General features: G+C 73.3%; 20 protein-coding genes and 2 tRNA genes. 14 read left to right on the forward strand and 8 right to left on the reverse strand.

Annotated features, from left to right (window positions below; translation table 11 throughout):
• The first annotated feature begins 96 nt into the window (after window positions 1-96).
• The 3 genes from ACZ4VW_RS15250 (at window position 97) to ACZ4VW_RS15260 (ending at window position 3094) form a co-directional block, all read left to right on the forward strand.
• Window positions 97-169, forward strand: a tRNA-His gene (locus ACZ4VW_RS15250).
• 115 nt (window positions 170-284) lie between these two features.
• Window positions 285-2165, forward strand: coding sequence for a rhamnogalacturonan lyase (locus ACZ4VW_RS15255; protein ID WP_467962313.1), 1881 nt, complete (start codon window positions 285-287; stop codon window positions 2163-2165).
• A 173-nt stretch (window positions 2166-2338) separates the two neighbouring features.
• Complete coding sequence (locus ACZ4VW_RS15260) at window positions 2339-3094, forward strand: alpha/beta fold hydrolase (RefSeq protein ID WP_467962315.1); 756 nt, start codon at window positions 2339-2341, stop codon at window positions 3092-3094.
• 109 nt (window positions 3095-3203) lie between these two features.
• Here the strand turns inward: ACZ4VW_RS15260 and ACZ4VW_RS15265 are convergent, their stop codons facing one another.
• The 3 genes from ACZ4VW_RS15265 to ACZ4VW_RS15275 form a co-directional block, all read right to left on the reverse strand.
• Window positions 3204-4694, reverse strand: a complete 1491-nt coding sequence (locus ACZ4VW_RS15265) for a glycoside hydrolase family 18 protein (RefSeq protein ID WP_467962318.1) — start codon at window positions 4692-4694, stop codon at window positions 3204-3206.
• Window positions 4695-4836: 142 nt separating this feature from the next.
• Window positions 4837-6267 (reverse strand): sensor histidine kinase, encoded by a 1431-nt coding sequence (locus ACZ4VW_RS15270; RefSeq protein ID WP_467962320.1) that lies wholly within the window; start codon window positions 6265-6267, stop codon window positions 4837-4839.
• On the reverse strand, window positions 6264-6974 hold the full coding sequence (locus ACZ4VW_RS15275; RefSeq protein ID WP_467962322.1) for a response regulator transcription factor: 711 nt from the start codon (window positions 6972-6974) through the stop codon (window positions 6264-6266). Before ACZ4VW_RS15275 ends, ACZ4VW_RS15270 begins: the two co-directional genes overlap by 4 nt.
• Before the next feature lie 68 nt (window positions 6975-7042).
• On the opposite strand from ACZ4VW_RS15275, the gene ACZ4VW_RS15280 reads away from it, so the two are divergent.
• Complete coding sequence (locus ACZ4VW_RS15280) at window positions 7043-7585, forward strand: hypothetical protein (RefSeq protein ID WP_467962324.1); 543 nt, start codon at window positions 7043-7045, stop codon at window positions 7583-7585.
• A 96-nt stretch (window positions 7586-7681) separates the two neighbouring features.
• Here ACZ4VW_RS15280 and ACZ4VW_RS15285 read toward each other — a convergent pair whose 3' ends face one another.
• Window positions 7682-8557 (reverse strand): spermidine synthase, encoded by an 876-nt coding sequence (locus tag ACZ4VW_RS15285; protein WP_467962325.1) that lies wholly within the window; start codon window positions 8555-8557, stop codon window positions 7682-7684.
• A gap of 30 nt (window positions 8558-8587) precedes the next feature.
• Window positions 8588-9025, reverse strand: a complete 438-nt coding sequence (locus tag ACZ4VW_RS15290; RefSeq protein WP_467962327.1) for a hypothetical protein — start codon at window positions 9023-9025, stop codon at window positions 8588-8590.
• 225 nt (window positions 9026-9250) lie between these two features.
• Between ACZ4VW_RS15290 and ACZ4VW_RS15295 the strand changes: the two genes are divergently transcribed.
• Window positions 9251-10537, forward strand: coding sequence for a tetratricopeptide repeat protein (locus ACZ4VW_RS15295; RefSeq protein ID WP_467962329.1), 1287 nt, complete (start codon window positions 9251-9253; stop codon window positions 10535-10537).
• A 66-nt stretch (window positions 10538-10603) separates the two neighbouring features.
• Here the strand turns inward: ACZ4VW_RS15295 and ACZ4VW_RS15300 are convergent, their stop codons facing one another.
• Complete coding sequence (locus ACZ4VW_RS15300; protein ID WP_467962331.1) at window positions 10604-11197, reverse strand: histidine phosphatase family protein; 594 nt, start codon at window positions 11195-11197, stop codon at window positions 10604-10606.
• Between the two features lie 130 nt (window positions 11198-11327).
• Between ACZ4VW_RS15300 and ACZ4VW_RS15305 the strand changes: the two genes are divergently transcribed.
• From ACZ4VW_RS15305 to ACZ4VW_RS15320, 4 genes are all read left to right on the forward strand, one after another.
• The gene (locus tag ACZ4VW_RS15305) at window positions 11328-12173 is read left to right on the forward strand and encodes a phosphatase PAP2 family protein (protein WP_467962333.1); all 846 of its coding nucleotides are present in this window, start codon (window positions 11328-11330) and stop codon (window positions 12171-12173) included.
• A complete protein-coding gene (locus tag ACZ4VW_RS15310; RefSeq protein ID WP_467962335.1) occupies window positions 12106-13263 on the forward strand; it encodes a hypothetical protein in 1158 nt (385 codons plus the stop codon). The genes ACZ4VW_RS15305 and ACZ4VW_RS15310 overlap by 68 nt, the downstream gene beginning before the upstream one ends.
• Window positions 13264-13396: 133 nt before the next feature.
• On the forward strand, window positions 13397-14986 hold the full coding sequence (locus ACZ4VW_RS15315; RefSeq protein WP_467962336.1) for a hypothetical protein: 1590 nt from the start codon (window positions 13397-13399) through the stop codon (window positions 14984-14986).
• Complete coding sequence (locus ACZ4VW_RS15320; RefSeq protein WP_467962338.1) at window positions 14983-16320, forward strand: AAA domain-containing protein; 1338 nt, start codon at window positions 14983-14985, stop codon at window positions 16318-16320. Before ACZ4VW_RS15315 ends, ACZ4VW_RS15320 begins: the two co-directional genes overlap by 4 nt.
• Before the next feature lie 16 nt (window positions 16321-16336).
• Here ACZ4VW_RS15320 and ACZ4VW_RS15325 read toward each other — a convergent pair whose 3' ends face one another.
• Window positions 16337-16942, reverse strand: a complete 606-nt coding sequence (locus ACZ4VW_RS15325; RefSeq protein WP_467962340.1) for a peroxiredoxin-like family protein — start codon at window positions 16940-16942, stop codon at window positions 16337-16339.
• A gap of 69 nt (window positions 16943-17011) precedes the next feature.
• On the opposite strand from ACZ4VW_RS15325, the gene ACZ4VW_RS15330 reads away from it, so the two are divergent.
• From ACZ4VW_RS15330 to ACZ4VW_RS15345, 4 genes are all read left to right on the forward strand, one after another.
• Window positions 17012-17626: a TetR/AcrR family transcriptional regulator gene (locus tag ACZ4VW_RS15330; RefSeq protein ID WP_467962342.1), complete on the forward strand. Its 615-nt coding sequence runs from the start codon at window positions 17012-17014 to the stop codon at window positions 17624-17626.
• A gap of 85 nt (window positions 17627-17711) precedes the next feature.
• The gene (locus ACZ4VW_RS15335) at window positions 17712-18068 is read left to right on the forward strand and encodes a hypothetical protein (RefSeq protein ID WP_467962344.1); all 357 of its coding nucleotides are present in this window, start codon (window positions 17712-17714) and stop codon (window positions 18066-18068) included.
• A 226-nt stretch (window positions 18069-18294) separates the two neighbouring features.
• On the forward strand, window positions 18295-18966 hold the full coding sequence (locus ACZ4VW_RS15340; protein WP_467962346.1) for a bifunctional DNA primase/polymerase: 672 nt from the start codon (window positions 18295-18297) through the stop codon (window positions 18964-18966).
• Window positions 18957-19030: transfer RNA gene (locus ACZ4VW_RS15345), tRNA-Lys, on the forward strand. The genes ACZ4VW_RS15340 and ACZ4VW_RS15345 overlap by 10 nt, the downstream gene beginning before the upstream one ends.
• 59 nt (window positions 19031-19089) lie before the next feature.
• Here ACZ4VW_RS15345 and ACZ4VW_RS15350 read toward each other — a convergent pair.
• Window positions 19090-20313, reverse strand: coding sequence for a M6 family metalloprotease domain-containing protein (locus ACZ4VW_RS15350; RefSeq protein WP_467962348.1), 1224 nt, complete (start codon window positions 20311-20313; stop codon window positions 19090-19092).
• A gap of 393 nt (window positions 20314-20706) precedes the next feature.
• Between ACZ4VW_RS15350 and ACZ4VW_RS15355 the strand changes: the two genes are divergently transcribed.
• On the forward strand, window positions 20707-22572 hold the full coding sequence (locus ACZ4VW_RS15355; protein ID WP_467962350.1) for a putative bifunctional diguanylate cyclase/phosphodiesterase: 1866 nt from the start codon (window positions 20707-20709) through the stop codon (window positions 22570-22572).
• Window positions 22573-22623 lie beyond the last annotated feature (51 nt).

A 22623-nucleotide genomic window follows, 5' to 3' on the forward strand; every position in this document is an offset into this window, starting at 1 on the left:
TCGCGCCCGACGCAATGCGGGCGCGAGCACCCGCTCGGACCCTGTAGACTTCTTCTCGGCCGGTCGGGGAAACCTTCGGGAAAACCGCCGGTCGTGGTGGGTATAGCTCAGCTGGTAGAGCACCTGGTTGTGGTCCAGGATGTCGCGGGTTCGAGTCCCGTTACTCACCCTGAAGATCGAGGCCCCGGTTCGCGAGAACCGGGGCCTCTTTCGTTCCCGGGCAACCGAACCCGGCCCGGCGGCCACTGTGAGGTACGCAACGCTCTCTCCCCCCAGGAGGAACCGTGCAGTACCCGCACCCCCGCCCGCATCCCCGCCCCCACCGGCCCCGCGCCCTGCTCGCCGCCCTGTGCGCCGGGGTCGTCGCCCTCGCCGGGCTCACCACCGGCGCCGGGAGCGCGTCCGCCGCCACCGCCCGACAGGTGGAACGGCTCGACCGGGGCGTGGTCAGCGTCCACACCGGGACCGGCAACCTGGTGAGCTGGCGCTGGCTGGGCACCGACCCGGACGGCGTCGCCTTCAACGTGTACCGGGCCGGTACGAAGGTGAACGCCACGCCCGTGACCGCGTCCACCAACTACTTCCACGCCGGCGCGCCCAGCCATGCCGACTACACCGTCCGCGCCGTCGTCGGCGGGGTCGAGCAGGCCGACTCGGCGCACGCCGTCCAGTTCCGCGCGGGATACAAGGACGTGCCGATCAGCGCCCCGGCCGGCGGTACGACACCCGACGGGGTGGCGTACACGTACGAGGCCAACGACGCGTCCGTCGGTGACCTCGACGGGGACGGCGCCCTGGACTTCGTACTGAAGTGGCAGCCGACCAACGCCAAGGACAACTCGCAGTCCGGATACACCGGCAACACGATCGTCGACGGCATCCGGCTCGACGGGACGCGGCTGTGGCGGATCGACCTCGGCCGCAACATCCGCTCGGGAGCGCACTACACGCAGTTCCAGGTGTACGACTACGACGGCGACGGCCGGTCCGAGGTCGCGATGAAGACCGCCGACGGGACCGTCGACGGGCGCGGCACGGTCATCGGCAGCGCCTCCGCCGACCACCGCAACAGCGGCGGATACGTGCTGGCCGGGCCCGAGTACCTGACCATGTTCGACGGGCGCACCGGGGCCGCGCTGGGCACCACCGGCTACGTCCCGGCGCGCGGCACGGTCTCCTCGTGGGGCGACGGCTACGGCAACCGGGTCGACCGATTCCTCGCCGGCACGGCCTACCTGGACGGGGCCCGGCCCTCGCTGATCATGGCGCGGGGGTACTACACGCGGTCCGTGATCGCCGCCTGGGACTGGCGCGGCGGGCAGTTCACCCGCCGCTGGACCTTCGACTCGTCGAGCTCCACCAACGCCGGTAAGGGATACGACGGGCAGGGCTCGCACAGTCTGTCCGTCGGTGACGTGGACGGCGACGGCAGGGACGAGATCGTGTACGGGTCGATGGCCGTCGACGACAACGGCAGTGGCCTGTGGACCACCCGGACCGGACACGGCGACGCCCAGCACCTCGGGGACCTCGACCCGGGCAGGGCGGGGCTCGAGTACTTCAAGGTGTCCGAGTCCGCCTCGCAGCCCGCCGAGCTCTACATCGACCCCGCGAACGGCACCGTCCGCTGGCAGCTCGGAGCCTGCTGCGACAACGGACGTGGGGTCGCCGGGGACATCCACGCCGGCAACGACGGCGCGGAGGTGTGGTCCTCGTCCGACACCTCGATACGGGACGAGGCCGGGGCAGCCAAGGGCCGCGAACCCTCGTCCGCGAACTTCCTGAGCTGGTGGGACGGCGACACCTCGCGCGAACTCCTCGACGGCACCCGCGTCGACAAGTACGGCACGGCCGGTGAGACCCGGCTGCTCACCGGAGCGGGCGTGGCCTCCAACAACGGCACGAAGGCCACGCCCGCGCTCTCGGGCGACATCCTCGGCGACTGGCGCGAGGAGGTGGTGTGGCGGACGAGCGACAACACCGCGCTGCGGATCTACTCGACGCCGTACGAGACGGGGACGCGGATCACGACCCTGCTGCACGACCCCATGTACCGCACGGGGCTCGCCTGGCAGAACACCGCCTACAACCAGCCCCCGCACCCGAGCTTCCACATCGGCGGGGGCATGCGGACCGCGCCGCGGCCGCTGATCACGACCCCGTAGGACGGGCGAATCCGGCCGGTCGGGCGTGGGTGCGCCCCCACCCGCTGCTCCGGCCGGCCGAGCCGACGCGTGAAAACTCACCCATTTCTGTGGCCCATTTCTGTAGCGAGCGCTATGAAATCTGCTGTACGGTATTTCCGTAACGCTCACTACAGATCTGGGGGGACCTTCCGATGACGACTTCCGCGCGCGCTCTTTTGCTCGCCCACGGGTCCGGCGGGACCATCGAGGCCAACTACGGCCCGATCAGGGAGACACTGGCCTCCGGTGGCCGCCAGGTCGTCGGTTTCGATCTGCCGGGCACGGGCCAGGCACCGCGGGCGACTTCGCCGCTCGAACTGGACGCGCTGGCGGACGGACTGGTGGCCGCCGCCGACGCCGCCGGGGTGGTCCGCTTCGCGGTCTCCGGCTACTCCCTGGGGACGACGGTCGCGATCCGCGCCGCGGTCCGGCACCCGGACCGGGTGACCGCCCTCATACTGACCGCGCCCTTCGCCGCCGCGGACCACGCGCTCCGTCAGACGTCCCTGCTCTGGCGGGACCTCGCGGCCGACGGGCAGCGTGAACGGGTGGCCCGCCTCCTGGTGCCGCTGGTCCTCACCCCCGCCATGCTCGGCCCGCTGACACCGCAGGCCGTGGAGGAGATCGTCCTCATGACGGCCGAGTCGGTCCCCCCGGGCACACCGGAACACGCGGACCTGGTGGCACGGGCGGACGTCCGGGACGACCTGGCGGCGGTGACCGTACCCACCCTGGTCATATCGACGACCGAGGACCGCCTGGTGCCCCCCGCCCTGCACCGCGCGGTCGCCGCCGGCATCCCCGGCGCCCGCCTCACCGAACTGTCCACCGGCCACGCGCCGTTCGCGGAGAACCCGGCGGTGTGGGGGAAGCTGATCGACGAGTTCCTCGGCGAGGTGGAGGGCTGAACGGCTCCAGGCCGGCGGCGACAGTGCCCACTCCGCAGAGCGCGAGGCGTGTCGAGAACTTCTTCACTACGCCGGCGCGGAGGCTCCCCGACGCGACGGCGGTCATGTCCTAGCGGTAGGCGGAGAACGCCTTCGTGAAGGCCAGCGGCTGCTGGAGGATCGAGGAGCAGGTGGCGTCCGCGTGGTTCACCGCGCCCGCCGCGCATTGCTTGTCGCGGGTCGAGGACCACATCGAGAGCCAGCCGATGCCCTTGGACCTGGCGAAGTCCACCAGCTGGGTGGCGTCGTCGACCCGGAAGATCTCGGTCGTGACGTCGTTGACGCCGATCATCGGGGTGACCGCGACGGCCTTCCAGGCAGCCGCGTCTGACAGGCCGAGCACGCCCTTGATCTGGGCCTGGGTCGCGGTCGCCGCCTGGATCGCGTACTGCCCCATGTCGCCGCTGTAGGCCGGTCCGTAGTCCATCGCCATGATGTTGACGGCGTCGACGCGGACGCCGTTCCTCTTCGCGTCGGCGAGGAGGTCCACGCCCGGCTGGGTCAGGCCCTCGGGCATGACCGGCAGGGTGAAGGAGACGTCCAGGCCGGGGTGGGACTTCTGGAGCTGGGCGATGGCCTGCGAGCGGCGGGTGTTGGCGGCGGTGTCCGGCAGGGCCGCGCCCTCGATGTCGAAGTCGACCTTGGTCAGCTTGTACTGATCGACGACCTTGCCGTACGCGGCGGCGAGGTCGGCGGAGGTCGAGCAGTTCAGGGCCAGTTCGTGACCGGCGGCGCCGCCGAAGGAGACCCGGACGTCGCCGCCCTTGGCGCGCAGTGCGCCGATCTGGGCGGCCACCTTGTCGTCGGCGAGGTCCGTGACCCCGCCCCACAGGGGGGCGCAGGAGCCGCCGGAGGTGATGAAGGCGAGGTTGAACTCCTTCACACCGGTGGCGTCGGCGGTCGCGAGCAGGTCGTACGTCGGGTAGAGGGAGGTGTCGACGTAGGGCGCGTACTTCGCGGAGGCGCCCGGGGCGCCGGTGACGGTCGCCGTGGGCTTCGGGGAGGCGGTGGCGGTCGCGGTGGGCTTCGAGGTGGGCGTCGCCGAGGTCGACGGAGTGGCCGACGGCGTGGCCGTGGCGGTCGGCTGCCCGGTGGGACGGCCGCTCGGCGTCGGGGTCGCGCCCCCGACAGAGCAGCTCGCCTTGTTGATCAGGCAGTTGGCGGGGTCGCCCGCCGTGCCGGACGCCGAGGTCACGAAGCCCACGGTGACCGACTGGCCGGGAGCGAGCTCCTTGTTCCAGCTCGCGGGCTTCACGGTGACGTGCCGGCCGGAGACGGTGTGCTCGCCGTTCCACAAGGACCCGATGGTCGTCCCGGCGGGCAGGTCGAACTCCAGCGTCCAGCCCCCCGACTGGACGCTGGAGGTCTCGTTGGTGACGACGTACTGACCGGTGTAGCCACCGTCCCAGGAGCTGGTCCTGGTGTACGCGGCGCCGACGGCCGCCGCCTGGGCGGTGCCCGTGAGCGCGAACGCCACGCCCCCGGTCACCGCCGCGGCGACGACCACGCCGATGGCCTTGGTCCTGGCGCTCGTCCTGCGCCGGTGCGAACTGGGTCCCATCGCGTGCCTGCCTCTGTGTGCCGGGGGTGGGGAAGGGGTGCGGCAGCACGCTAGCGAGCGGGAACCGGACAAATGCCTACGGGGAGCGCCGGTTGAGGATCCTTAGGCTCCGCTTAAGGAAGGCATCGGGTCCGGGAAAGGTTCAGAGCTCCGCGGCCCGCCGGGCGCCCTGACCGGGGCGCTTGCGGCGCCCCCGCCGGCCGTGGCGGAGACCCGCTCCGCCGGAGCGGCGGCCGTCCAGGCCGATCCAGACGCGGACCTCCGTGCCGCCGAGCACCGAGTGCCCGATGCGCACGTCTCCGCCGGTGGACTCGGCCATCCGGCGCACGATGTCGAGGCCCAGGCCGGTGGAGCCGTCGCGGTGGCCGCTGTTGCCGCGGGCCAGCGCGGCGGCCGGGTCGGCGATACCGGGACCGGCGTCGGAGACGAGGACGATGACGGCGTCGTCGCCGTTGTGGACGTCCACGGAGAAGGCCGTCCCCTCGGGGGTGTGGCGGAAGACGTTGCCGAGCAGGGCGTCGAGCGCGGCGACGAGTTCGGGACGGGCGACCGGGATGCGTACCGGGCGTTCGATGCCCGCCACGCGTACCTTGCGCCCCTCGTCCTCGGCGAGCGCGGACCAGAAGTCCATGCGCTCCCGTACGACCTCGGAGGCGTCGCAGCCCGCGCCGGGGCCGGTCGCCTGCGTCTGCGGCTTGGCGTCCCTGGCCGTGCGGATGATGGTGTCGACCTCGCGCTCCAGCTGCGCGACGGCGGCCCGGGTCTGCTCGGCGGCCGGACCGGAGCCGAGCGAGGCCGCGTTGAGCCGGAGCACGGTCAGCGGGGTGCGCAGCCGGTGGGAGAGGTCCGCGGCCAGTTCCCGTTCGTTGGCGAGGAGCTGGACGACCTGGTCGGCCATCGAGTTGAAGGCGATCGCCGCCGACTTGAGCTCCGGCGGCCCCTCCTCGGGAACGCGCGCGCCCAGCCGGCCCTCGCCGAGGTCGTGGGCGGCGCCCGCGAGCCGCTGGGCGGGCTGGACCATACGGACGCCGAGCCGGTCGGCGACGGCGACGGAGCCGATGATCAGTGCGATACCCACGCCGGCCAGCACGAGCCAGGCGGTCGCGACGCCGTTGGTGACCTCGCCCTCGGGGACGAAGAGTTCGACGACGGCGACCTGTCCGGAGCCGAGCGCGGTGGGCTGGAGCAGCACGGAGCCGCCCTCCACCTCGGCGATGGTGGCCCGCCCCAGCTCCCGGGTGGTCCGCAGGTCCTTCTCGTCGGCCCGTCGGGTGCCGATCTCCAGCGCCTTCCTGCCGGGCTCGTCGGCCGAGGAGGCGGTCGAGGCGTCGGCCGGGACATGGACGGCCATCCGCCCGGCGGCGCCGTCCTCGGTGGTGGCCACCGCCCGGTCGAGTTCCTCCCGGTCGGTGGTGATCGCGAGCACGGGTGCTAGCCCGGCGGCGCGCCGCTCGGCGTTGGAGAAGGCGCGGTCGCGCGCCATCTCCTTGACGACGAGGCCGAGCGGTACGGCGAAGGCGACGACGACCATGGCGGTGACGGCCAGCGCCACCTTGACCAGAGCCCATCTCACGGCTGGAACTCCTGGTGCTCGCGCGGCGGTTCCAGCTTCACGCCCACCCCTCGCAGGGTGTGCAGGTAACGGGGGCGGGCGGCCGTCTCGCCCAACTTGCGGCGGAGCCAGGACAGATGGACGTCGATGGTCTGATCGTCCCCGTAGGACTGCTGCCAGACCTCGGCGAGCAGCTCCTTGCGCGGCACGACGACCCCGGGCCGCCCGGCGAGGAAGGCCAGCAGGTCGAACTCCCGGCGGGTCAGGTCGAGCTGGGTCCCGTCGAGCTCGGCCTGGCGCCGCAGGGGGTCGATCGACAGACCGCCGACCTGGATCACCCGCGAGGGCGGCGCCTCCCCGGCCGCGGTGCGTGAGCGCCGCAGCACGGCGGCCATCCGCGCCGACAGGTGCTCCACGGAGAAGGGCTTGGTGAGGTAGTCGTCCGCGCCGTCGTTGAGGAGCCGGACGATCTCCGTCTCGTCGTCCCGCGCGGTCGCGATGATCACCGGTACGTCGGTGATGCCGCGCAGCATCTTCAGCGCCTCGGACCCGTCCAGATCGGGCAGTCCGAGGTCCAGGATGACCACGTCGAAACGGAGATGGGCGACCTCGCGCAGCGCCTCCAGGGCCGTGCCGACGCTCCGTACGGTGTGGGAGGCGTCGGTCAGATGCCGGATGAGGGCCGAGCGCACGAACTGGTCGTCCTCGACCACGAGCACACTTGCCATGGCCCGCACCGTACGCCATGTGGGGGAACCCGGACCCTGGGGGACGCCTCCGCGGACGGTGGTGCAGTATGGCCCGGATGCGGAGAGGACTCGTTCACGCCATGGCGTGGTCGCTCGCCACGGGCGCGGCGGTCACGCTCTCGTGGTGGGGTGTGCACACGGTGCTGGCCGGCACGGTGTACGACCCGCCGCGCGCCCTGCCCATTCCGGCCGGCACCACCGACGGACCGGCCGCAGGCGGCGATCCGCAGTCCTCGTCCACCCAGCGGCCGAAGGCCCCGTCGACCGCCCCGTCGACCGAGCCCGCACCGAGCGACTCCCCCACCACCTCCTCGCCGTCCCCCACGCCCTCGCGCAGGCCGGCCGCCACCAAGCCGCCCGAGGACGGCGGCACCGTCAAGAGTTACGCCGTCGACGGCGGCCGGGTGGTCTTCGACCTCGGCGCGACCTCGGCGGAGCTGGTCTCGGCGACGCCGTCCTCGGGCTGGCAGATGCAGGTCTGGAAGCAGCCGACCTGGATCCGGGTCACGTTCACCAGGGACGGCCGCGAACTGTCCGTCTTCTGCGTCTGGCACGACACCGCGCCCCGGGTGGAGATCGAGGACCGGTAGGTACGCCAGGGCTCCAGGGGGGGCGTACCGCGAAAGTCCCGCCCGGCCCGCGAGCCCGGCGAACTCGGCGAGCCCGGCGAGCCCGGCGAGACGCCCTTAGCGGAAGACCGACGCCGGCGGTACGGGCGAGGGCTTGGCGCTGGCGTCGGTGACCGGGGCCGCTCCGCCGGTGAAGTCGGCGAGCGCCCGGCCGTGCTCCACCCGGCCGGCGTGCGGGTCCGTCGCCACCCGGCGGGTCAGTTCGGCGACGGGCAGCTCGCGGTCGGAGGCGAGCAGCACGGCGTTGCCGAAGCGGCGGCCGCGCAGCACGGTCGGGTCGGCCGTGAGCGCGAGCTCGGGGAAGACGGCGGCGGCGGTGGCGATCTGGCCGCGCAGATGGGTCAGCGGCGGGCCGTCGGCCAGGTTGGCGGCATAGAACCCGCCGGGCCTCAGCGCCCGGCGGACCTCGCCGAGGAACTCGGTGCTGGTCAGATGCGCCGGGGTCCGCGCCCCGCTGAACACATCGGCGATGATCAGGTCCGCCCAGCCGTCCTGGACCTTGGCGAGGCCCGCCCGCGCGTCGATGGACCGGACCCGGATGCGGGCGGACGTGTCGAGGGGCAGTTCGCGGCGGACGAGCTGGACCAGCGGCCCGTCGAGTTCCACGATCTGCTGCGTGGAGCGGGGCCGGGTGGCGGCGATGTAGCGGGCGAGGGTGAAGGCTCCGCCGCCGAGGTGGACGGCCTGGAGGGGCCGGTTCGGCGGGGCGGCGAGGTCGGCGATGTGGCCGAGGCGTCGCTGGTACTCGAAGGAGAGATGGGCCGGGTCGTCGAGGTCCACGTGCGACTGCGGGGCGCCGTCGATCAGCAGCGTCCAGCCGCGGGACCGCTCCCGGTCGGGTATGAGCTCCGCGAGTCCGCCGTCGACGGCCTCGACGACGGCGGCGGCCGCTGCCGCCTTCTCACGTGTTCTGTTCCTGGCCACGAGCCCCATTATCGGCGTTCGCGGCGATGTCCCGCCCGCTCAGCGGCAGCCGTCGGCCGCCTCGATCAGGCGGGCGGCCTGGCCGAGGGCCTCGCGCAGCACCGCGGGGTCGGTGACCTGGCCGGTGTCCCCGGGGGGCAGCAGCCAGCCGGCGGGGCGGGGCGTGTCCCCGGCCGGCTCGGGGAGCTCCGGCAGTACGGGGAGGCGCAGGCCCCGTCCCGAGGTCTGCGTACAGGCGCTGCCCGGCATGTCCCAGCCCTCCGCCGTGCCGGGCGGGACGAGGAAGCCGAGGGTGTCGCAGGCCCCGTCGTGCAGCACCGGGCCGACGACGGGGGCTCCGCCGCGGCGCAGGATGTCCACGGCTTCCAGGCCCTGCCGGACCGGGACGGTCACCAGGTCGCAGGGGGTGGCGTGCGGGGCGCTCGCGTCCGGGGTGGGTACGTGGCGTGCGGTCGACTGCGATCCGATCTCCAACAAGGGGACCCCTCCTTGCTCCTGAGAAGACACGTTCCGTCTCTCCGCATGGTTCAACGCCCGTACGCGTCAACGGCTACGGCGGCACGCCGCCGCAAAGGATGGCAGTTCATGGCAGATCACGCGTGAGATATCCGATTTGTAGCCAAACTCTGCGTATGCGTGCGGTCACAGCAGGTACGTTCTTGCCCCGCCGGAACACCGGCAGCACCAGGAGAGGGCTCGGCCATGGCGATGTCACGGGCAGTTCCCAATCTCGCCTTCCGCAGGCTCCGCGGACAGCACTCGCCGGCGGAGTTCGCCGCGGCGGTCCGCCGGGCGGCGCGGGAGATCGGCGAGCAGGTCGCCTGCGACGCCCGCTACATCGGACGTGTGGAGGCGGGGGAGATCCGCTGTCCCAACTACGCGTACGAGCGGGTGTTCCTGCACATGTTCCCCGGTCTCGGCCTGGCGGACCTGGGCTTCTCGGCGCGGGAGGCGGTACGCGGCCGACGGCACGCCGCCTCGGCCGGGGCACCGCCCCCACCCGCCGTCACGACCCGGAACGATGAGGAGAGCGACGTGCTGCGTCGCGCATTCATGACGAGCGGCACCGTCACCATGGCGGCCGTTTCACTGGGATTCGGCGGCACCGCCGCGGCGATCCCTTCCCCTCGGGGAGCCCACCGGATCGGCGAGACCGAGGTCCGGGCGGTCGAGGAAGCCGTACGGCAGATCCGGCTGCTCGACGACCGGCACGGCGCCGAGGGGCTGTACAAATCCGCCGCTCAGCCCCTGCGGGCGGCGTACGCCCTGCTCGACGCGGGCACGGCGGCCCGGCGCTCCACCGAGGACCGGCTGCACGCGGGCGCGGGCGAGCTGGCCCTCTCCGTCGGCTGGCTGGCCCATGACTCCGGCCGCCTCGAAGACGCCCGCTCGCACTACGCGGAGGCACTCGCCACCGCGCGCGTGGCCGGCGATCCGGCCCTGGAGGCGCACGCCTTCTGCAACACGTCGTTCCTTGCCAGGGACGCGGGGCGGTACCGGGAGGCGGTCCGGGCGGCCCAGGCCGGTCTGCGGGCGGCGCAGCCGCTCTCCTCGGACCGGCTTCTGTCGCTGCTCTGTCTGCGGGAGGCGGGCGCCTGGGCGGGGCTCGCCGACCGCGCCGCCTGCGAGCAGGCGCTGGGCCGCGCGCACACCCACTTCGCGCGGGGGCAGAGCGACAGCGACCCGGAGTGGATGTCCTTCTTCGGGGAGCCGGAGATGGAGGCCCTGGAGGCCCAGTGCTGGTCGACGCTGGGCGACTGGAACCGCGCGGTCCGCCACGCCCACCGGGCGACGGTCCTCCAGAACCCGCACTTCGCCCGGAACCTCGCGCTCTACCGCGCCCAGCTGGCGAGCGACCTGGCCCAGGCGGGCCGCCCGGACGAGGCGGCGGCGGAGGCCCGCCGGGTGGTGGACTCCCTGGACGGCGTCCAGTCGTCCCGTGTGCGCACCATCCTGACGGAGACCCGCCGGGTCCTGGCGGCTCATTGAGTCCTGGCGCGGCCGGTCGTGCGCCCGGCGCCGCTGGTCACCGCACCCCGGCGCGGCCGGCCAGGGTCACTCCATGTGGCCCGTGTCGTTCCAGCGCTCGAGCGCCGGAGCCCCGTACGCCCAGCCCAGTACCGACAGGCTCGTCGGATCGAGGCGGACGCGGGCGCCGAAGGAGATGTCCTCGCCCAGCCAGCGCGCCGCTATCGTGCGCAGGATGTGCCCGTGGGCGAAGACCAGCACGTCCCGCTCCGCCGACCGCGCCCACTCGACGACCTCGTCCGCCCGCGCCGAGACCTGCGCCAGGCTCTCGCCGTCCGGCACGGCGTCACGCCACAGCAGCCAGCCCGGACTGAGTTCCTGGATGCGGGGCGGGGTCAGCCCCTCGTACGCCCCGTAGTCCCACTCCATGAGCGCGTCCCACTCCTGGGCCCGCTCCCCGAAGCCGGCGATGTCGCAGGTCTCCCGCGCGCGTGCCAGCGGACTGGTGCGGATCTCCACGTCCGGCAGGCCGTTCCAGGGCGCCCTGTGCAGCCGCTCGCCGAGCAGCTTGGCGCCGCGCCGGCCCTCGTCGAGCAGGGGGATGTCCGTCCTGCCGGTGTGCCGGCCGAGCAGCGACCATTCGGTCTGGCCGTGCCGGGCGAGCAGCATGCGCGGTGCCATGAAGGGGCTCCAGAGGTTCACGTTTCGGATGCACACCCATCATCCCGCACGTGAACCGACGGCGACGCGGGGGCAACCTCCGTCCTGTTCCCGGCGTCCCTTCCCTCGGTCGAACAAGGGGGGACCGGGCATGGGAAGGCCGCGCTGGTGGGCGGAAGCGCTACTGATCGGTGTCGTGTACGCGGCGTACTCCTGCGGCCGGCTGCTCGCCCGCGGTGACGTGCGGAGCGCCGTCGATCACGGTCTGGCCATCCTCGACCTGGAGAAGGCCCTCCACCTGAACGCCGAGCACCCGCTCAACCGGCTCTTCACCGAGACACCCGCCCTGGCGATCCCCGCCGACTTCGCGTACGCCTCCCTGCACTACCTCGTCACGCCGGCCGTCCTGGTCTGGCTCTTCCGCCGCCACCCCGGCCGCTACCGGGCCGCCCGCACCTGGCTGATGCTCTCCACCCTCCTCGGCCTGGTCGGCTTCACCCTGCTGCCCACCTGCCCGCCCCGGCTCCTCGACGCCCGCCACGGCTTCGTCGACACGATGGCGCAGTTCAGCTCGTACGGCTGGTGGGGCGCCGAGGCCAGCGCGCCGCGCGGGATGGGGGCGATGACCAACCAGTACGCGGCCATGCCGAGCCTGCACGTCGGCTGGGCCCTGTGGTGCGGGGTGCTGCTGTGGCGGTACGGGCGTACGCCGCTGCTGAAGGCCCTCGGCGTCGCCTACCCGCTGCTCACCACGGTGATCGTCATGGGCACGGCGAACCACTACTTCCTCGACGCGGTCGCGGGGGCGGCCGTGATGGGGCTCGGACTGCTGCTCACCGCGCCCGCGCTGCGCCTCGCGCACCGGGTGCGCGCCACCCCGCACCCGGGCAGGGCCCCGCTTGTCAGTGGCGGATGGGAGACTTCCGCGGGTGAGCGAATCCCTGGGCAGCGGAGCTCCTCGACCTCCGCAGACGACACTCCGGCACCGGCTCGCTGAGCTGCGCGGACCGGCGGTGGTGCCGCATCCGCTGGACGCGCGGGCGTTGGCGGCGCTGGCCGCCAACCCCGGTTGCCGACGGCGTGCGCTGCTCGACGGCGCCGGGGTCGACAAGGCCGCCCTCGCCTCGAAGCTGGGCTCGCCGGCGGCGTTCGGGCAGTCGCAGTTCGCGTTCATGCGGGGCAACGCCTTCGAGGCGAAGGTCACGGCGGACGGCGGGCGCGAGCTGCTGCGTCTCCTCGGCATCGAGGAGCCCGGGACGGTGCGGGTGCCGGATCTGGCCGCGGCCGGGCCCGAGGGCCGGACGGCCCGCACCGCCCTCGCGCTGCGCGAGGCGACCGCGGCCGGGCAGTGGACGCTGCTCGGCCATCCGATGCTGGCCCTGGACGTGGCCGGTTCCCCGGCCTACCTGGAGCCCGACGCGGTGGTGGTGCACCCCGACGGCCGGTGGACGGTCGTGGAGATCAAGTCCTTCCCGATGATCGACGGTTCGGCGGACGCCTCCAAGGTGGGCGCGGCGGCCCGCCAGGCGGCGGTGTACGTCCTGGCCCTGGAGCGGGTCGCGGACCGGACGGAGGGTGCGGCGGTGGCGCACTCGGTGCTGCTCGTCTGCCCGAAGGACTTCTCCAACCTGCCGACGGCCTCGGTCGTCGACGTCCGCAAGCAGCTGTCCGTGACCCGCCGGCAGCTGAACCGGCTGACCCGGATCGAGGACATCGCCTCCGCGCTGCCGGAGGGCGTCACCTTCGATGTGGAGACGTGCTCGGCGGAGGAGCTGGCCTCGGCGGTGGAGACGGTTCCGCACGCGTACGCGCCGGAGTGCCTGTCCGCCTGCGAGCTGGCCTTCCACTGCCGGGAGCGGGCGCGGCTCGCGGGCGCGGTGGAGGCGCTGGGCCGGTCGGTCCGCGGCGAGCTGGGCGGACTGACCACGATCGGGGCGGTGCTGGCGGCGGCGCGCGGCGAGGAGGGCGACGCGGAGGACCCGACGGTCGACGCGCTGCGCCGGGCCCAGGCGCTGCGGACCGAGGCGATCGAGGCGGGCCGGGCGGCGGCCGCCGGTGTGCCCGTGCGGGAGGCGTTCGCATGCTGAGCGCGCGGGGGACGGGCGGTCCCGTTCCGGCCGGGACGCCCTACACCGGGATCGGGATCGGCGCCGGGGCCGGGACCGGGATCCGAACCGGGACCGGGATCGGCACCGGCCGCGGCGGACGAGGAGGGCTCTGATGTCGCTGATCTCCACGCTCGCCCGGCTGGAGGCCGTCGAGTCCGGGCGGGCGCAGCCGCTGGCCACGGTCCGCCACCGGCATCTGGCGGACCGGCCGCTCGTGTTCGTGCCGCTCACCACGGCCGGCGAGGCGGGCGCACCGCTCGGCGCGCTGGTCGGGACCGACCCCGAGAAGCCGCGGCTGCTCGTCGTCGCGCAGCCGCGCGACCGGGACCTGCGGTTCGCGTTCCTCGCCGACCTGGCCGAGGAGGTCCTGCCGTACATCGACTCGTTCACCGGCGCGGTCGAGGCCGCCGAGAGGAACGAGACCGACCCGGAGACCGGCAAGAAGGTCAAGGTCGAGGTCGAACTGTGCGCGGACGCGCCGCAGTTGATCGTGCCGAGCCGGGCGGGCATCGAGTACGTACGGCTCCTCGGGCGCTCGATGCGGTTCCGGCGGACGGTGGAGCAGGACCCGGAGACGCCGTTCCCGGCGCCGCCGCGGGTGCCGCTCCTCGGACGCTGGCTGACCCACTTCGGCGAGCGCGCCCGGGTGCCGGGCTCCTCACTGCTGCTGGCCGCGACCGACCTGCTGAACCGGCACTGGGCGACGGGCCAGTCCTCCCTGGAGGACCAGCACCTGGGCGCGCTGCTGTCCTGGATCGATCCCCCGGAGGGGGACACGGGGGCCGAAGCGGCGCTGCGGGCCGAGCTCGGCCGGGACCGCGACGGGCAGTTGCTGTGCCCGCCCGCCGGTCCGGCGACCGACCCGGCCTTCGACAACCGGCTGCTCGCGCCCGCGATCGAGCGCTTCGACCGGGCACGGCAGGCGCTGGCCGCGGCGGAGGACGGGGAGAGCGCCGACGAGCGGCTCGGCGAACTGCACCGTGCGGAGGGCGAGGTCCGCCGGCTGATCGCCTCGCAGCTCACGCCCACCTGGGACGCGGTGTGGCGCTCCCTGGGTCTGCTGCGGGAGCTGCCGGAGGGTGCCCGCGTCGCGGACCGCTGGACCCGCGACCGCTGGTCGTTCACCGGCCACCGCGACCGGGTCGTGGCGGGCGAGCCGCCGCAGCCGCGCCGCGACGACGCGGTGACGGCGGCCCAGAAGCTGGCGGCGCGCGAGTCCGCGCAGGGTCAGCTGGACGCCCAGGAGGCGCTCGACGATCCGCTGGTGCTCGCGGGGCGGCGGCTGTCGGGCGAGGCGTTCGTCGCGGAGGTGGTGGAGGTGACGATGGCCTGGTCGGAGTCGAAGCGGCCCGCGCCGCGCCCGCTGCTGACCGTCCGGACGGACGACCGGCCGCACCTGGGCCAGGGCGTGAAGGCGTACCGCTCGCTCGAAGGCAAGCCGCAGACGGCCGAGTTCGTGCGGCACGAGGAGGACGGCTCCCTGGTGCTGCGGGTCCTGGACAGGATGGGCCGGTCCAAGGAGCCCGCGGAGGGCTCGGTTCCGGAGAAGGGCGAGCGGATCGCCTGGACGCTGTTCGAGCACGACCAGCGGGTGGGGGCGAAGCTGCCGGACCCGGAGGAGACGCCCTGGACGCACGGCGGACCGCCGCGCTCCGACACCGCCGAGATGCCCGATGCCGTGACCACGGAGGACCTGCTGTGACCCCCGACGTCTTCGATCCCTCGTCGGCCGCCGCACGGGCGACGGCCGGCATCCTGGCCGACACGCTGCACGGCGACGCCCGGGGCGTGGTCGTCGACTCGCCGCCCGGTGCCGGCAAGTCGACGCTCGTCGTGCGGGCGGCGCTCGAACTGGCGGCGGCGGGGCGACCCTTGATGGTCGTGGCGCAGACGAACGCGCAGGTGGACGACCTGGTCCTCAGGCTGGCGGAGAAGGAGCCCGAGCTTCCGGTGGGCCGGCTGCACTCGAACGACAGCGATCCGTACGACAAGGCGCTCGACGGTCTGGAGAACGTACGGAAGTCGTCGAAGGCGGGCGATCTGGCCGGACTTCCGGTGACGATCTCCACGGCCGCGAAATGGGCGCACGTCAAGAACGTCGAGCCGTGGGCACACGCGATCGTGGACGAGGCGTACCAGATGCGCTCGGACGCGCTGCTCGCGGTGGCGGGGCTCTTCGAGCGGGCGCTGTTCGTGGGCGACCCGGGGCAGTTGGACCCGTTCTCGGTGGTCGGCGCGGAGCAGTGGGCGGGGCTCGCGTACGACCCGTCGGCGAGCGCGGTCTCGACGCTGCTCGCCCACAATCCGGACCTGCCCCAGCACCGGTTGCCGGTGTCCTGGCGGCTGCCGGCCTCGGCCGCGCCGCTGGTGTCCGACGCGTTCTATCCGTACACCCGTTTCCGCAGCGGCACCGGCCACGGTGACCGGCGGCTGAGCTTCGGGGTGGCGTCGGACGGCTCCGGCCCGGACCGGGTCCTGGACGAGGCGGCCGAGTCGGGGTGGGGGCTGCTCGAACTGCCCGCGCGCCACACCCCGCGCACGGATCCCGAGGCGGTCGGCGCCGTGGCGCTGGTGGTGCGCCGTCTGCTGGACCGGGGCGGTGCGGCCGTCTCGGAGCGTTCGCCCGACCCGGTGCCGCTGACCCCGGACCGGATCGCGGTCGGCACGGCCCACCGCGACCAGGCGGCGGCGGTCCGCGCGGCGCTCACGGAGCTGGGCGTCTCGGGCGTGACGGTGGACACCGCGAACCGTCTCCAGGGCCGGGAGTACGACGTGACGGTGGTCCTCCACCCGCTCTCGGGCCGCCCGGACGCCACGGCCTTCCACCTGGAGACGGGCCGCCTGTGCGTCCTGGCCTCCCGGCACCGCCACGCCTGCGTCGTGGTCTGCCGCGCGGGCGTGGCGGACCTCCTGGATGACCATCCGTCGACGGAACCGGTCCAGCTGGGCGTGACGGTCAAGTTCCCGGACGGCTGGGAGGCGAACCACGCGGTGCTGTCCCATCTGGCGGAGCACCGGGTGAGCTGGCGTCCCTGAACGGCGTCGCGGCGGGTCAGCCGACTGACGGGGGGACGGGGACCTCGGGGCTCGGGGTGCGGGCGGCCAGGGTGAGGAGTTCGTCGACCGTCCACTGGTCGTCGAGGTGTTCGCCGTACTTCGCGGCGACGATCCGGCCGTCGGTCCCGATCAGGAAGTCGCCGGGCAGACCGAGCCGGCCGCCGCGCGGGCGGAGCACCGGCGGGCGGGCGCGGCCGTGCAGCATCTCCCAGGTGCCGACGGTCACCGCCCGCAGAAGCGGCCCCCACGCCCGCGGGGTGAGCAGCGCCCTCGGCGAGGACTCGACCCCGAACGCCCTGTAGAGCCGCTTGTCCGGATCGGCGACGACCGGGAACGGCAGGCCGTCCAGGTGCGGGGCCAGTTCCTCGGGCGGTGAGTGGAAGACGGCGACCTCGCGGATGCCGGCCGCCTCGATCTCCTCGTGCCGTCGCGCCACCGACCGCAGGTGCAGGTGGCAGACGGGGCAGCCGGCGAAGCGCCGGAACTGCAGGTGGACGAGGCGTGCCGGGTCCGGGATGTCGACCGGCGGCCCGAGGAGCGGGTCGAGCCAGAGGACGGGGGCCGGAGAGCCGGGCCGCAGTCGTCGTCCGGGCAGGGCCATGGAACACCTCCACGTAGGCGTACGTCGTACTCCTACGAGTTTTAGGCGTATGGCGTACGCTGTCAACCCGTGCCGCGCCCCCGCTCCCTCAGCCAGGACCAACTGGCCACCGCCGCCCTCGCCGTCATCGACCGCGACGGCCTCACCGGCTTGTCCATGCGCAGCGTCGCCAAGGAACTCGGCATGAGCACCATGGGGCTCTACCGGTACGTGGCCGACCGCGACGAGCTGGAAGGGCTGGTCGTCGAGCGCGTCCTGAGCACGGTCGACCCGGCCCCGCCCGCCCCCGGCACGCCCTGGCGGGAGCGGGTCGAGGTCATGGTCAGCCGGCTGCGCGACAGCGTGGACGCCCACCCCGCCGCCGTCCCGCTGACCGTCACCCACCGGCACCGCCTCCCCGGGCTGCTGCGCTGGTCGGAGTCGGTGCTCGGGATCCTGGCCGAGGCGGGCATCGAGGGCGAACAGCGGGTCCTCGCCCTGCGCGGCCTGGTCGGTTACGTCGTCGGGGCGATCCAGCTCGAACACCTCGGGTCGCTCGCCGGCGCGGGAACGACCGCCATCGCGGAGCTGCCGGCCGACCGCTTCCCCTACATGACGGAGGCCGCCCGGCACGCCCCGGGCATCGACGCCGAACGGGAGTTCTTCGGCGGGCTCGCGGTGTATCTGCGCGGCCTCGGCGACTGATGCCACCGGGCCCCCTTGCGCGAGGCTGGACAATGGAAGTCGGCCCGGGTCTCCGGGCCGCGTGTGTGCGAGGAGGAGAAGGACGATGGCGGAATCCGCGGAGCGGAACGAGCAGCGGCGCCTCCGGCCCGCACCGCTGATCTTCGAGCCTGCCGAGGCGACCGCCGACCCGGAGCACTTCTTCGACCTGGAGTCGATCGACGACCCGCGCGAGCTGCTGGCCCGGGCGACGGAGCTGACGCTCGCGTTCCGGGCGGCGACCGACCGCGCGATCGAGTTCCAGGCGATGGCGGCCGCGCAGCTCGCCGATCCCCGCCGGTTCGACCGGCTGACGCCCGCGGACGTCGCCGAGCGGGCGGAGTGGACCGAGGACTACGCGCGCCGGATGATCGAGTTCGGCCGCGACCTGATCCGTACGGGCGGAATCCCCCAGGACGACTAGGACGTGCCAGGGGTCACGGGCCAGGGGTCACGGGCCAGGCCGTCACGGGCCCGGCGGACTGTCGCCCCACGGCTTCGGCCCGTCCAGGCACGGCCTGGGGGCACCCGCCGCGGGCCGCCCGCACCTGGCATATGCCGGGGCGAAAGATACTCCTCCGACACCGTCCGTGTCCGGGTTTCCGCCAACTCTCGGAAACGGAGTCGTCACTCCCGGTAGATCTGGCTCCATGAGTGCATGGCTGCGAGACGAGACCCCCCTGAGCCCGACCCAGAGCGACACCGACGAGCGGCGCGCCGACCGGGCGGACATCTTCCGGTTCCTGCGGGAGCAGGACGAGGGCCGGCATCACACCGCGCACGTCACCTGTGCCGGGGCCGACTGGCTCGCCTCCGCCGCCTCCCACCCGCGCTCCACGCTCGCCCTGTGGGAGGCCCGGCCCGCGGCCCCCGCCGTTCTCCCCTGCGGCACGGTCTTCGACGTCGTGAACGTGGACACGATCTTCGGGCGCCGGATGCTCGACCGGCTCTGGACGGAAGGTCCGGGCACCGGACCGGTCGCCGTGTACCGGGGCCGGATGCTCCTGTTCGCCGCGCCCGGTACCGCCCAGCGGTTACCGTCGCTGCTCGAGTGGGAGGAGTGGGGTGACACCGTCCCGCCGCCGCTCTGCCACGGCACCGGCGACGCCGTGACCATCCCTCCGCTGACCCCGCGCGAGCCCGCCGGCCCCCGCTGGGTCGTCGCACCCGACACGCGTCATCCCTGGCTTCCGGGCCCCGAGGTCATGCTCTGGGCCTGCGTCCGGGCGGTCCGGGCGGCCTCCGCCGCCGACGTGCGGATATCGATTTTTCCTCCCGCCGATCAGGATGCTAAGGTCTACGACGTCAGCAGGCGCCGCTAGCTCAGTTGGTTAGAGCAGCTGACTCTTAATCAGCGGGTCCGGGGTTCGAGTCCCTGGCGGCGCACAGACGGGAGAAGCCCCTCGCGGAAGCGGGGGGCTTCTTCGTGTGCGCGCTCCGCCGCCTCAGGACTTCTCCGGCAGGGTGACCTTCACCGTCCACACACCCGCCCGCGTCCGGTCCGCCACCTCCACCCGGGTGCCCTCCCCCGGCACCGTGAACGTCTCGCCCACCCCCAGCGGCGCGTCGGCGAGCGGCGGGTACACCGAGCGGTCCCAGCAGGCATCCGTCCGCGGATGGGTGTCCACGACCTCGACCGGGCCGTCCCCGGACGCCGCCTCGTTGCGCACGCGGTAGATCAGCACCCCCTCCGTACAGGTGTCCTGGTCGTTGCCGGTCGAGCCGCGGGCCTCGATCGCGAGAGCGGTGCCCGTGCCCGTCCGTACGACCGCGAGCCGGTTCCCGACCGTGCCGCCGGGCACCGGCGCCGCCGCCAGCGGCTCCAGGCTGAACAGCCGGCTGCCCTGCCCCTGCACACAGGTCACCTGGTTCCGGTCCAGCCAGCCGAGCTTCCACTTGTGCCAGCCGAAGAGGTCCGGGGCGAGGCCGAACTGGCTGCCCATGACGTCCCAGTCCCCCACATGGGTGTCCCAGTCGCCCTTGCCGTCCGTCGGCCGGTGGTAGAGGTCGGGCAGGTCGAAGACGTGGCCCGTCTCGTGGGCCAGCACGTTGCGGTCCGGCGGATGCCGCTCGAAGACGGTGACGACCCGCTTGACGTCCGTGCCGTCCACGGTGAGCGGGTGCTCCAGGTTCACGACCTTCGTGGCGTCGGAGTCCACGCCCGGCGCGTCCGGGTCGGCGACCAGGTAGACGATGTCGTACCGCGAGAAGTCGACCGTGTCGTTCGCCGCCGCCAGGGCGTCCCGCAGATACGCCGTCCGCTTCCCCGCGTCCCAGTCGCGCTGTATGGCGTACGAGGTGGAGGGCTTCGGCATCCGGATCCACTCGCGCCGGGTGTCCGGGCGGAGCGTGAAGCGGCCGTACGAGGCGCGCCGGAAGAAGTCGCTGGTGGCGGGGAAGTGGTCGGCGGCCAGCTCGTCGGTGCCGATCAGCGGGGTGGAGTCGGGGAAGGACAGGAAGATCATGACCGCGTCCAGGGAGCGGACGGGCTTGGGGTAGGAGCCGTTCCAGGTGTCCAGGCCCAGGGAGTGATGGGCGGCGGTACGCGGCAGGGCGCAGGGACCGGCCGTCGGCGCGCCCGCGGCGGGGCCCGCCACGAGCCCCGTCGCGGCGAGCGCCACGAGGGAGGTGAAGGCGGCGGCGGGGGCGCGCAGCCGCGGACGTTCCACTCCCTCGGGTGTCTGCTGACCCCTCACGTAGACCTCCGGCTCCGGATTGCGGGATACCCCACCCACCTTGTGGGGGTTTGGGAGGTTTCGCACTTTTCCGCTGCCCCAGTCGGGTGAGGGCGCGACACGGGGTCGACGCGACACGAGCGGGCAACGGCTCACGGAACGTCACAATCGGTCAGGCCGTCGCCGTCCCATGTCAGACCCGCGCAGAAACGATCGTCCGGATGGCCGCGGGGGCGAGCCGCACGGCCCCGCGGAGCGGGAGGGCGCCCACGGAGCTGGAATGACCCCCGGCGCAGCCCCTATGATCGGCACACTTTCCTTGGCCGACCCCATCCCGACCCATCCCGACCACGTCTGTACGGCCCAACTGCACTACGGGAGCGAGCGGTGAGCGGAACCCCCGAAGGACCGGTGCACGCCCAGCTCTCGACCGCACGGGAGCCCGCGCCCCCGATCACGGAGCGTGATCACAACCTTGCGGTCGACGTCGAACTCCACGACTACCGGGCCGCCTTCCGGGCCTCCCAGCTCGCCATGGCCGTGGTCGACCAGGACGGCCTCGTCGTCTCCGCCAACGACGCGCTCGGCAGCCTCCTCGGCACCGAGACCGGCGCGCTCACCGAGCAGGCCGCCGCCGACCTCGTCGACCTGACCTCCGACGGCCGCACCCGGCACGCGTACCGCGAGGTGCTGCGCGGCCGGCGCTCCCGCTTCCGCTGCACGCGCCGGCTCAAGCATCCCGACGGGCGCTCGCTCTGGGCCGAGGTCACCGTCTCCCCCGTACCCGACAGCCGCCGGGTCCTCCTCTCGATCGCGGACATCAGCGACCGGCGTGAACTGCAGGCGCGGCTCCGCCACCTCCAGATGCACGACCCGGTGACCCGGCTGCCCAACCGCACCCTGTTCTTCGAGCGGCTCTCGGCGGCCCTGGAGGCGGCCTCCCACGAGGAGGAGAGCCCGGACATCCGATCGTCCTACGAGTCCTATGAGTCGTACGGGCATGGCGGAACAGGGCGGATCGGTCTCTGCTACCTCGATCTCGACGGTTTCAAGGCGGTCAACGACACGCTGGGGCACCGGGTCGGGGACCGGCTTCTCGCCGCCGTGGCCGCCCGTCTGACGGAGTGTGCGGACAGCGACGGGTACACCAGGAGCGGCGGGCACCTGGTGGCGCGGCTCGGCGGCGACGAGTTCGCGATCCTCGTCGAGGACTCCACGGGGACCGAACAGCTCGCGGATCTGGCGCAGTCCGTCCTCTGCGCGCTCCAGCGGCCCTTCGACCTCGCCGGACAGCGGCTCTCGGTCTCGGCCTCGATCGGGGTGGTGGAGCGGGGCGCCCACGGGACGACCGCGACGGGGCTGATGCAGGCCGCCGATACGACGCTGTACTGGGCGAAGGCCGACGGCAAGGCCCGCTGGACCCTGTTCGACCCCGAGCGCAACGCGCACCGGATGACCCGGCAGGCGCTCTCCTCCACCCTCCGACCGGCCGTGGAGCGCGGCGAGTTCGCGCTGGAGTACCAGCCGTTGGTGGGTCTCGCGGACGGGGCGGTGCACGGGGTGGAGGCGCTGGTGCGCTGGAACCACCCGCAGTTCGGCACGCTCGCGCCGAATCGGTTCATCGGTATCGCCGAGGAGGACGGGTCGATCGTCGACCTCGGGCGGTGGGTGCTGCGCACGGCGTGCCGGCAGGCCCGGCAGTGGCAGAAGGACCATCCGCGCGAGCGGCCGCTGTTCGTGAGCGTCAACGTGGCCGTACGTCAGGTCTGGGACTCGGACCTGGTGGCGGACGTGGCGGGCATCCTGGCGGAGACCGGCCTCGCGCCGCATCTGCTCCAGCTGGAGCTGACCGAGTCCGCGGTGATGGGTTCGGCGGGCCGTCCGCTCCAGGCGCTCCAGGCGCTGAGCGACATGGGCGTGCGGATCGCGATCGACGACTTCGGCACGGGCTATTCGAACCTGGCGTATCTGAGCCGGCTGCCGGTCTCGGTGCTCAAGCTGGACGGCTCCTTCGTCCGCGGCTTCCAGGACGAGGCGCACGCCAACCCGGCGGACGAGCTGATCGTGGAGGCCCTGGTCCAGCTCGCGCACCGGCTGGGCCTGACGGTCACCGCCGAGTGCGTGGAGACCTCGGGCCAGGCGACCCGGCTGCGGCGCATCGGCTGCGACACGGGCCAGGGCTGGCTGTACTCGCGCGCGGTGGCCCCGGACCGTATCGCGGAGCTGATCGGGTCCGCTCCGCTGCCCGTCTGAATCCGTACGCGGGGGCATGGAACTGCCCCCGGCCGGGAGGGACATCCCGGG

This window comes from Streptomyces sp. NPDC029139 (assembly GCF_055564335.1).

What these genes read in the sequence shown, in the direction of transcription:
- ACZ4VW_RS15260 (WP_467962315.1), top strand. Translation starts at nt 2,339, where the DNA reads ATGACGACTTCCGCGCGCGCTCTTTTGCTCGCCCACGGGTCCGGCGGG.
- ACZ4VW_RS15265 (WP_467962318.1), bottom strand. Translation starts at nt 4,694, where the DNA reads ATGGGACCCAGTTCGCACCGGCGCAGGACGAGCGCCAGGACCAAGGCC.
- ACZ4VW_RS15275 (WP_467962322.1), bottom strand. Translation starts at nt 6,974, where the DNA reads ATGGCAAGTGTGCTCGTGGTCGAGGACGACCAGTTCGTGCGCTCGGCC.
- ACZ4VW_RS15280 (WP_467962324.1), top strand. Translation starts at nt 7,043, where the DNA reads ATGGCCCGGATGCGGAGAGGACTCGTTCACGCCATGGCGTGGTCGCTC.
- ACZ4VW_RS15285 (WP_467962325.1), bottom strand. Translation starts at nt 8,557, where the DNA reads ATGGGGCTCGTGGCCAGGAACAGAACACGTGAGAAGGCGGCAGCGGCC.
- ACZ4VW_RS15295 (WP_467962329.1), top strand. Translation starts at nt 9,251, where the DNA reads ATGGCGATGTCACGGGCAGTTCCCAATCTCGCCTTCCGCAGGCTCCGC.
- ACZ4VW_RS15300 (WP_467962331.1), bottom strand. Translation starts at nt 11,197, where the DNA reads ATGGCACCGCGCATGCTGCTCGCCCGGCACGGCCAGACCGAATGGTCG.
- ACZ4VW_RS15305 (WP_467962333.1), top strand. Translation starts at nt 11,328, where the DNA reads ATGGGAAGGCCGCGCTGGTGGGCGGAAGCGCTACTGATCGGTGTCGTG.
- ACZ4VW_RS15315 (WP_467962336.1), top strand. Translation starts at nt 13,397, where the DNA reads ATGTCGCTGATCTCCACGCTCGCCCGGCTGGAGGCCGTCGAGTCCGGG.
- ACZ4VW_RS15325 (WP_467962340.1), bottom strand. Translation starts at nt 16,942, where the DNA reads ATGGCCCTGCCCGGACGACGACTGCGGCCCGGCTCTCCGGCCCCCGTC.
- ACZ4VW_RS15335 (WP_467962344.1), top strand. Translation starts at nt 17,712, where the DNA reads ATGGCGGAATCCGCGGAGCGGAACGAGCAGCGGCGCCTCCGGCCCGCA.
- ACZ4VW_RS15340 (WP_467962346.1), top strand. Translation starts at nt 18,295, where the DNA reads ATGAGTGCATGGCTGCGAGACGAGACCCCCCTGAGCCCGACCCAGAGC.